The following is a 4,914-nucleotide window of genomic DNA, read 5'->3' on the forward strand; positions in this document are numbered from 1 at the left end:
CCTGGTTGGGGCGATCCGCCCTGAGACGCGGCACCGAGCGCGGTTCCTGCGGCAGCCGTGCACGCCCGCGGCGGTGGCACTGCCCTGCCTGGTGCAGCACCCTATAAAAGCTTGATTCAGAGCCGATAAAGAGGCCCTGATCGGCCAGCGCCGGCACGATCTGTCCCGGCGGCAGCGAGGCGTACTCCGGCTGATTACACGTCAGCAGGATCCGCTGTCGTTCCTCCTCGCTCAGGCGGTGACCCACCAGGCGGTCACTGCCTTTACGGCGATCCACGCCGTCCCCATCACCACCAAAGGCCTTGCGCCAGCGTTTGAGGGTGCGCAGAGAGATCCCGATCTCGCAGCAGGCAGGCACCAGAGCCGCGCCAGCGGCATTGGCCTCGCTGATCAGCTCGATCGCCTTCTGCCGGTGCGCGGCACTGGTCAGCCTTCCGCGTCCTCCGAACAGAAGGCTTCCCACTTTTTTCGCAGCACCAGCAAGGCCGCCATCTCCGCCATGGCCTTCTCCTTGCGCTGTAGCTCTTTCTTGAGAGCCTTGATGTCCCGCTGGTCCTGGGCGCGGAGCTTCTCGAGCTCCTTCTGCTCTTTCAAGGTGAGCACTGGCTTGGCGTTGGCATCCTGGGCAGCCTGCCGCCAACGCTCCACCTGCTCAGGAAACAGCCCCCGCTCCCGGCAGTAGCCACTGAGTTCGGTGGCATTGAGCCCAGCGCTCTCCAGCACCACCGTGAATTTGTCGGCAGCGCTCCAGCCCTCTGGTTCCTTCTCGGAAGCCGGCACCACCTCTCCCTGTAACCGCCAAATCTTTCTCCAGTTGTAGAGGGTCACCACGTGAATGCCCAGCTCTTCTGAAATCCGAGCCACGCTCTGGCGGTGCGGCGGGCTCATCCGCCTTCTCACGTCAGCCTTGACGGCCTCGCTGTAACGACGCATTGGTCATGTCCTCAAGCCCCCGGGTGTACTGACGAGAGGGGTGACATCTTTCCTGAAACCGGGGGGAGCAGACGCTAAAGCTATTCGCTGGGTGCATACCTCGCAGGAGCGGGACAGGTGCATAGCGTCGTTAGCTTGCGCAATTCGTAAGTTGCTGCAATGATGAGAGCGTCGACAACTCACTCATGAACTACTCAGGTCTTTGGGAAAAACGCGAAGGACGGGTTATTTGTAGGGCCTTCGCGGCTTGGACTGAGCTTTCAGATTCATCTCTTGCGGGAATAGTTGCCGGTTATGCAGGAGGCGGCGCATTTATACAGGAGAACTTTTACTGTGAGTTTGATGACGGTACTGCTACAAAGTTAATCATTGATTACACTGATCACGTCTCTGGCGATGAAAGCCCTTTTGATGAGCTTGACCAGAGCGCCATTGACGCTTCAGAGGAGGCTCTAGACCTGCTCCTCGCTCTTCATGATCAAGATGCCTGGGAGGATGAAGAGCAGCTGTTGCTCCTAAACAAATCTGAACTAACCGACATTGAGGAAGCTGACGATCTGATAAAAGCCGGTGTTCCTACGCCTATATACTTGTCACGACTATTCGAAGATGCTGGCCTCACGGCCAAGCCCTAATGGCTGCAATAGCTACCATTAGAATTTGCATTGAAAAATGGATTAACTACTGTCCTCTCCTCATCGGCAAGTGATTGGTCAGCGCTTAATCTTTCCCTTCACTAGAAGGAATGATTGGCTCAGCTGAATGCCAGCCTCTGCATATCGTGCGTGCGGATCGTCTCCATACTCCCAGCCATCTGGCATTTTCCTGGCCAGGCCAATAGCGCCTAGTCTTTCGTCCTCGGTGCTCATAACAACTACTACCTCCCCTGCTGACTGCAAGACAGATTTGATTGACGACTCAGATGACTCTTGGGCCAAAAGAACGGATCTAACAACGCTTGATGGAATAGAATGCTCGTACATAACAGCGCTATTCTTGCCGTAGTATCTAGAACGTGAATATTCTTTTGTTAGGTCAATTCCTCTCGACCCGAACCAGGAAAGAGCCTCGCTTGATAGACGGTATCGAGAAGAGGCAAGCGTGTACTTTGCTATCATATTTGACAGTAGATAGCCTGCATCTCCGTTCAATCCTCTCACCTCATCAATTATGAGTCCAGCGGTAATCCACTTGCGAAGGGCAAGTTGGTCAATATTTTCTGATGGAAAAATCAATCTGCGAAGCTCGTAGCGCGCTCGCCCACGCTAACGCCAGCGATCACCTGTCGGCAGGGCCTGTGGCTTGTAGCTATTAACTTGGGGCATACACCAAGAAGGGCGGGGCAGGTGTATTGCGTCGTTAGGTGGGCTAGTATCAGACTTTCGGTGGATTCCTCATGGCTAACGCTGATGTAGGCACTGGGCGAGTTCGCATTGATTTCCTCCCAGAGACAAGCGAGGATATTGTTGGTGAAATCACAGAGATACTGGAATCAGAACCTGTATTTACTGATGGAGTCGATTTTGAGATTGATAGTGCAGAGGGGGAAACTGGCTTCAGCATTGTCTTCTCAGCCGAGAGTGGCTGGGATCCTGAAGAGTGTTGGCCATTTATAGACTCCCTCATGACGAGTGAGTCTTCTTTGAGCAATCAAGCCCAGACTGCATTGCGTGATTCCCGGATTACTGGGTGCTCTTATGATTGGGATGCGAATTATCGCTCGCTAATCATTAAGCCAAAAGGCTCTGAAGGGCACCTCGAATAATCGTAAGACCGCTTGATAGCGTCCGGATTTGGATTATACTAGGGCATCCAGATTACATGCTTTCTATGGGCCAGCGAGGGTTCTGGGATGAACAACAAAGAGTTGCAAAGCTCCAAGAGAAGAAGCCGGTTCTGACGCGTCTCGCAGAAACGATTCCCTGGGAATCTTTCCGCCCTTTGCTTGACAAGGGCTATAGCCAGGAGCGCAAAAGCAATGCTGGACGCAAGAGAATCGACCCACTGATTCTTTTCAAGATGCTGGTGCTCCAGCAGCTATTTAATTTAAGTGATGAAGAGATCGAATTCCAAGTAAATGACCGTCGCTCCTTCGAGGAGTTTGTTGGTCTTGGGGTGATGAATGACATACCAGATGCCACCACAGTCGCCTTCTTCAGAGAGCGACTGCGCAAGGCGGGAGTTATCGATGAACTCTTTGAGATGTGTGAGGAATACCTGCGCTCTCAGGGTCTACAAGCCCGTGGGGGTCAGATCATTGACGCGACTCTCGTCCCTGTTCCCAAGCAACGCAATACCCGCGAGGAGAACAAGGAAATCAAAGCCGGAAGGCTGCCAGAGGGCTGGAATGAAAACCCAGACCGCTTGCAGCAAAAGGATTTAGATGCTCGCTGGACATAAAAGAACGGCCTCAGTTACTACGGTTACAAGAACAGTATTTGCATCGATGTCGACCATGGATTCATCCGCCGATATGCTGTAACCCCCGCCAATATCCATGACAGCCAGATGCTTCCACGACTGCTTGATCCAGAAAACGAGCATGACTATGTCTGGGCAGACTCAGCATATTCCGGTGAAAGCTTTGATAATCTTCTGAATCTCGGTGGATTCGAAAGCCTGATCCACGAAAAAGGCGCTCGCAATCAACCGCTTAGCGATGCAGCCAAGGAATTGAATCGTGTCAAGTCGTCAATTAGAGCTTGTGTCGAGCATGTCTTTGGCTGCATGACCATGTCCATGGGTGGAAAGCTGACAAGAAAGATTGGGCTAGAAAGGAACGAGGCTTGGTGGGGCCTCAAGAACCTGACATTCAACTTCCTTCGTTTTCTCCAGCGCTCTGCCCATGTAGTAGTGTTTGCATGAGTCACTCATTGAAGTGCCACGGTTCAGGGTAACTCGTCAATAGCCAATATAATGTATTGTTGCTCAGCCGCCTCCTTGGTGGCTTTTTTATGTCCGCAAGATTTCCCATTTGTACTGATTATTCGAGGTGCCCATTAGATTGTTGGAGAACGTCCATAATCTCCTGATGAGCTGGGGTCAAGTATTCCATCAGTCAATCCCAATCCCCACTTTCCCATTTATACATTGCCCATACTAACAATGCCCCAGGGATCATAAAGATGAGTCCAGCTGGAAGTAGGAACAACCCGAATAATGTGGACAATAGACCGGCGCATATTAAAATATATGCAAGAAAACTACGAGGTTCAGTCATCCAAGCCCCGTCATCATCACTGGCAACATTTACATATTCAGTGTGAGTCGGAAGTTCTTGATTTGGACGAGGTTCGGTAATTATGTTTACACCAAGACAAACAAAATTGGGCATACTTTCATATAGAGCTTTCAATTGTGCTTCTGCTCCTGGAACATTATCTGCATCAATTACTGTCTCCCGTCTGCCCTGATTCTGTGCAGTCCAAGTAAGTTTGACTTTCATAATTAAGGGCACCTCGAATAATCGTAAGACCGCTTGATAGCGTCCGGATTTGGATTATACTAGGGTATCCCGATTACATGCTTTCTATGGGCCAGCGCCCCCTCTGCCAGGAAAGTTGACGCCTCTCCAACCCGACCACTTTTTTCACCAGGGGGCTTGATGGAGCAGGGCAATGCGTCGTTACAGCGAGGCCTTTAAGGCTGATGTGAGGAGGCGTATGACTCCGCCGAACCGCCAGAGCGTTTCCCAGATTTCAGCAGAGCTGGGCATTCACGTGGCCAGCCTCTACAACTGGAGAAAGGCCTGGCGGTTGCAAGGAGAGGTGGTGCCGGCTTCCGAAAAGGAACCAGAGGGATGGGATTCCACCGACAAGTTCACGGTGGTGCTGGAAACCGCTGGGTTGAATGCCACCGAGCTGAGCGCTTATTGCCGTGAGCGGGGCCAGGCGAATCGCCGCGGTCGCGCCCGACCACCACAGGAGCCGAGGCCAGTGCCACGGCTGCGGGCCGCAGGCCCGAATCAGGTGTGGAGCTGGG

At 52.6% G+C, this 4,914-nt stretch carries 8 protein-coding genes and 1 pseudogene; 5 read left to right on the forward strand and 4 right to left on the reverse strand.

What is annotated here, in order from left to right; translation table 11 throughout:
* Together CJZ78_RS14565 and CJZ78_RS14570 are read right to left on the reverse strand one after the other, a co-directional pair.
* On the reverse strand, positions 1-463 hold a 463-nt coding region (locus CJZ78_RS14565), incomplete at its 3' end, for a helix-turn-helix domain-containing protein (RefSeq protein WP_143592841.1).
* Positions 427-933 carry a transposase gene (locus CJZ78_RS14570; RefSeq protein ID WP_143592957.1) on the reverse strand — a complete coding sequence of 169 codons (507 nt, stop codon included), beginning with the start codon at positions 931-933 and terminating at the stop codon, positions 427-429. The genes CJZ78_RS14570 and CJZ78_RS14565, both read right to left, overlap by 37 nt.
* A 185-nt stretch (positions 934-1,118) precedes the next feature.
* Between CJZ78_RS14570 and CJZ78_RS13190 the strand changes: the two genes are divergently transcribed.
* The gene (locus tag CJZ78_RS13190; protein ID WP_094561758.1) at positions 1,119-1,568 is read left to right on the forward strand and encodes a hypothetical protein; all 450 of its coding nucleotides are present in this window, start codon (positions 1,119-1,121) and stop codon (positions 1,566-1,568) included.
* Between the two features lie 78 nt (positions 1,569-1,646).
* On the opposite strand, the gene CJZ78_RS13920 is transcribed toward CJZ78_RS13190, so the two are convergent.
* Positions 1,647-2,168: a hypothetical protein gene (locus CJZ78_RS13920; protein ID WP_143592958.1), complete on the reverse strand. Its 522-nt coding sequence runs from the start codon at positions 2,166-2,168 to the stop codon at positions 1,647-1,649.
* A 161-nt stretch (positions 2,169-2,329) separates the two neighbouring features.
* Here CJZ78_RS13920 and CJZ78_RS13925 point away from each other — a divergent pair, with 161 nt between their 5' ends.
* The 3 genes and pseudogenes from CJZ78_RS13925 to CJZ78_RS14880 form a co-directional block, all read left to right on the forward strand.
* On the forward strand, positions 2,330-2,698 hold the full coding sequence (locus tag CJZ78_RS13925) for a hypothetical protein (RefSeq protein WP_143592959.1): 369 nt from the start codon (positions 2,330-2,332) through the stop codon (positions 2,696-2,698).
* 56 nt (positions 2,699-2,754) lie between these two features.
* Positions 2,755-3,333: a transposase gene (locus tag CJZ78_RS14875; protein ID WP_369802070.1), complete on the forward strand. Its 579-nt coding sequence runs from the start codon at positions 2,755-2,757 to the stop codon at positions 3,331-3,333.
* A gap of 15 nt (positions 3,334-3,348) precedes the next feature.
* Positions 3,349-3,798: pseudogene (locus tag CJZ78_RS14880) on the forward strand (transposase); the annotation flags it as partial.
* A gap of 193 nt (positions 3,799-3,991) precedes the next feature.
* Here CJZ78_RS14880 and CJZ78_RS13930 read toward each other — a convergent pair.
* Positions 3,992-4,378, reverse strand: a complete 387-nt coding sequence (locus tag CJZ78_RS13930) for a hypothetical protein (protein WP_143592960.1) — start codon at positions 4,376-4,378, stop codon at positions 3,992-3,994.
* Positions 4,379-4,595: 217 nt separating this feature from the next.
* On the opposite strand from CJZ78_RS13930, the gene CJZ78_RS13200 reads away from it, so the two are divergent.
* On the forward strand, positions 4,596-4,914 hold a 319-nt coding region (locus CJZ78_RS13200), incomplete at its 3' end, for a helix-turn-helix domain-containing protein (protein ID WP_233128803.1).

The organism is Synechococcus sp. 8F6 (assembly GCF_002252665.1).
GTDB lineage: Bacteria > Cyanobacteriota > Cyanobacteriia > PCC-6307 > Cyanobiaceae > Cyanobium_A.

What these genes read in the sequence shown, in the direction of transcription:
- CJZ78_RS14570 (WP_143592957.1), bottom strand. Translation starts at nt 933, where the DNA reads ATGCGTCGTTACAGCGAGGCCGTCAAGGCTGACGTGAGAAGGCGGATG.
- CJZ78_RS13190 (WP_094561758.1), top strand. Translation starts at nt 1,119, where the DNA reads ATGAACTACTCAGGTCTTTGGGAAAAACGCGAAGGACGGGTTATTTGT.
- CJZ78_RS13925 (WP_143592959.1), top strand. Translation starts at nt 2,330, where the DNA reads ATGGCTAACGCTGATGTAGGCACTGGGCGAGTTCGCATTGATTTCCTC.
- CJZ78_RS14875 (WP_369802070.1), top strand. Translation starts at nt 2,755, where the DNA reads ATGCTTTCTATGGGCCAGCGAGGGTTCTGGGATGAACAACAAAGAGTT.
- CJZ78_RS13930 (WP_143592960.1), bottom strand. Translation starts at nt 4,378, where the DNA reads ATGAAAGTCAAACTTACTTGGACTGCACAGAATCAGGGCAGACGGGAG.